The organism is Verrucomicrobiota bacterium (assembly GCA_034440155.1).
Classification (GTDB): Bacteria; Verrucomicrobiota; Verrucomicrobiia; order JAWXBN01; family JAWXBN01; genus JAWXBN01.
The window spans coordinates 1-3,786 of sequence record JAWXBN010000099.1 but is presented as its reverse complement, the minus strand read 5'-3'; the positions used below and the strand labels follow the sequence as shown (position 1 = coordinate 3,786).

The window sequence follows — 3,786 nt, the reverse complement described above, 5'->3', positions numbered from 1 at the left end:
TGATTCCTCCGGGTGGGGACGCGCCCGCCCGCCCGATCCGTGGCCACCGCGCCGGTCGCCCTACACACCGCTCGACAGGTTTTTCCTTTGTGAATCTCCGCGCGCTGTATGATGCAAATTACTCCAAAGGAAAAGTGTACCCGCTCACCCCGCGCCATTTATCTGAGGTTTGAAAATTACCGCTTTGCCCATTGTCCGAGCCACTTGATCAAAAGGGCGGACCACTGGGCGATAGGGGAGTCCTCGAGGGCGAGATTCATCCCGTGGTAACCACCGGGGAAAATATGGAGCTCCAGAGGCACCTCATGCGCGACGCAGGCGGCGGCAAAGGTCAGGCTATTCTCGGGAGGAACCGGATCATCCTTGGCGGTGTGCCAGAGAAAAACCGGTGGGGTCTGACGTGTCACCCTTTTATCGAGGGAGAATAACCGACGTTTGTCCATGGAAACGTCTTCCCCGAGCAAATTGCGCACGGAGAGTTCATTGGCAAATTCCGTCATGGAGATGACCGGGTAACAAAGGATGATCCCGTCCGGGCGTGCACTGACTTTCCCGGCCAGATCATCTGCCGGGTCCAGGTAGAGCTCCGGGGATGTGCCCACGAGCGCGGATAAATGGCCACCGGCACTGAATCCCATTAATGCGATTTTCCCCGGGTCCAGATTCCATTCCTCCGCCCGCGACCGCATCAGGCGTACTGCTCGACAGGCATCCGAGTAGGGTGCCGGAAAACCATGGGGAGCCACCCGGTAATAAAGTACGGCGGCGGCATAACCATCTTCATTGAGTCTCGTGGCAATTGGTTTCGCCTCAGTCTCCGAGATGAACCCGTAACACCCGCCCGGGCACACGATCACCAAGGGCACGGGCATCGCTACAGGTTTAGTCGGCAGGTAAAGTTCCAGCCGTATTTCAGGCGAACTCGACCAGAGGGGAATAGTTGCAGGGATTTGTTTCATAAGGGGGGGGGGATACCCGCAGACTCTGGACAAATTGCGCGGCCGAGCAAAGACAAAAAAGGGCATTTGATCAAAAAAGACGGCGCAGAAGCACCGCCCTCCAATCAAAAAGACTTTACGTTCCTTCGCGAACTCTGCGTGTAGGGCGAGCGGCCCTGCTGGCCCTCACCCTCCTCCCCTTCTAGAGCCACTCTTTGATCTTATCCTGATAACGGTTATAGATAAATCCGACGGCCAAGAGAACCACAGCGAGGGCGATCAGGCTGAATATCCGGAAGATATCACCCATGCCCCAAATATCCACAAAAAGGGCCCGAGCGAGGGCACAGGCCATGATTGCTAGGCCGGACAAACGGTAAACACGTTCCTTGCAAAGCATTCCTGCTGAAAAAACGACAAATGCCAAGGCGGACCAAAAGACCGTGGTCATGCTCGCCCACTCATTGACGGCGATGACATGGTAAAGCCATTTCTGCCACACACATAAGAGTCCCGCTAGCACTGACATGATCATCAGGGGCCTCCATTTAGGCTGTTCCCACCCGAGGCGTTTAGACAGTTCAAATTGCCCCAGAAAAACAATGAGCGCCGTTAGATTTAATAGATCCGCCGCCGCAGGGTGTCCGATATAAAAAGTATAAATAAGCAGACCAATCATGCCTAATAAAAATCCATAACCAAAAAGGAACTGGCGCTTGAGCCACTGTGCCAAGGCCATGGACAATGCCGCGAGCACCAGAAAAACCAGTGTCTGGAATGGCCGATCGATATACTCGAAAATCCAGCAAATAGCCATCAAACCAGCGACTCCCTTGTAAATCAAACTGATCCCGCCACCGACTTTTCCGGAGAATTTATCCTGGTCCGCGGCAAAATACATTTGGAGGGACAGGCCAGTCGCAGCGACGAGCACAAGCGGGACAAGGGCCAACCAAAAGGGGGGATGTCCCTGGTCGATGAGAAAAAGGAATTTGAGCACTGACACGGCGATAAAAATCTGGGAAAAAACCGCGAGTGGCCAGAGCCGGGTCAATAGGCTATAAGCTAATAAGAATACCCCGATCACCGCACAGAGAGCCATCCATGTCCCCTGCGAAAAATGTGGGGCAAACCCGAAATAAGCCACCCCGATAAATCCCAGAGCATAGATGCTGAATATAACTTGCCAGCCAGCCCCGGAAACTTGTTCTTCCGGGCGGTTTAACTGCCAGTACCGGCATAACCCTAATGTAATCAGGATGAGGACCAGTGGATTCCACCAAGGAATCATATTTACTGGGTGGTCCAAATAATCCACCGCCCATGTGGCCAATGAAATAAAGAGCAGAAAATGACTACCGAAAGAAATCTCCCGCGTGAATAAAGAATGGCTCAGTAACACATAAACGATAGCACCTACTGCGAGAGCGGGGGCCAACCATATCATGTCCAGCCCACCACGAAGGGTCATCCAAACGGCGAGCGCAGAAAGGAACGTGAAATAAATCCCGCCAAGGGAGAGGTTCTGAAAGATTGATCCTTCCTTCTGGGATAATTCTTTCCCGTATGTGCGCGAGGCCCACCATGCATTATAAAGAAGCACCGCGGTTAATGCCCCTCCAAAGATATATTCCGCATGCTTGATCTTTTCGATCCCATAAACAATCGCTCCGAAAGCCAGAAGATACGAAAAGAACCGGGAAACCCCCATTCTCCGGCTTGAAGAATAGATCAAGAGCACCGTACTCTCGATAGCCAAGGTAAAGGAAAGGGACGGGCCTGATAAACGGTCGACGAGACCTAATGTGAATACCCCAGTACCTTTCGCCAGAAAAAGCTCCTCGAGCTCCTCATTCCCAGGTAAACGGAAACGGATCAAGAAACTCAAGCCAATCAAGACCACTCCAAATGTCACCGCAAATATCCAGAAGTAATGGCTGTATCCCCCGAGGCAACTCAAATACACCAAACCAAGATATGCAGCATTATTAAGCGTTAAAAATGCCGGGGAAGGTGCAGCCGTGTCGTCCGGACAAACAAGTTTCTTTAAACCCGCACACAGGAAAAGAAACCAGTAACAAGTAAGAAATGCGATCCCTAGAATAAAATCCTCAAATCCCAGAGGCGAAGAACCAGACCACGGGAATGGGGCCGCAAAAAAACGCCAGTAAAAATAGCTACCGAATGCCCCAATAACACCCAGCACCGATAACCGCGACCAACTGTAACGCAGGATAAATCCGACAGCTGCCCCGGTCAGGATTAAATTCGATAACAAGGTGAAAAGCCGGATATCATTCATCGATGACGTATAAAAACCCAAAAGAATCGCAACGATGGCCAATGTCTCTGATTCGCGCCGGGCCGCCTGCCAAATCATAAATCCTGCCGCCGCCAGGAGCAAGAGCCCGCCCACCACCGGACTGTCAATGACACGCAGGTTCTCCACGTAATGGGCCGCATAAGTCGTATAGTAGGCCGCCGCACACGCACCCCCGATCAGGAGCCGGGCATAGTTTTGCACCATCTCGTATTTTTTCTCCAGCCACACACCCAATCCAAAAAGGCCTCCACTGAGGAGGTACATGGCCAGCACTTTACCGAGGGGGCCGATGGTATGGATAATATTCTTGTAAACATAACTCCCGGCAAAAACGAGAGCCGTGAGCAAAACAATGATCCCGACAGCGGGGATGATGTGTTTACCGAGCTGCAGTTCAAAAGACTCCTGTTTGACGGGGGGCACTTCAGGTTTCTGAGCCACTCCCTCAGATGATGACGGACGAAATTGTATAAAGTCATCTGTGTGAACAGGCTCTCCCGCACCTTGTGAAGGCAGGGGGTGGGC

The 3,786-nt window shown here is 52.3% G+C and carries 2 protein-coding genes; both read right to left on the bottom strand.

Annotated elements, in window-relative coordinates:
• Nucleotides 1-176: 176 nt before the first annotated feature.
• On the bottom strand, nt 177-959 hold the full coding sequence (locus tag SGI98_10465) for an alpha/beta hydrolase (GenBank protein MDZ4743824.1): 783 nt from the start codon (nt 957-959) through the stop codon (nt 177-179).
• Nucleotides 960-1,140: 181 nt separating this feature from the next.
• Nucleotides 1,141-3,786: DUF2339 domain-containing protein (locus tag SGI98_10460; protein MDZ4743823.1), on the bottom strand; the 2,646-nt coding region annotated here is incomplete at its 5' end.

Bases quoted from the DNA above. Each gene is read 5' to 3' on its own strand.
- SGI98_10465 (MDZ4743824.1), bottom strand. From the start codon at position 959: ATGAAACAAATCCCTGCAACTATTCCCCTCTGGTCGAGTTCGCCTGAA.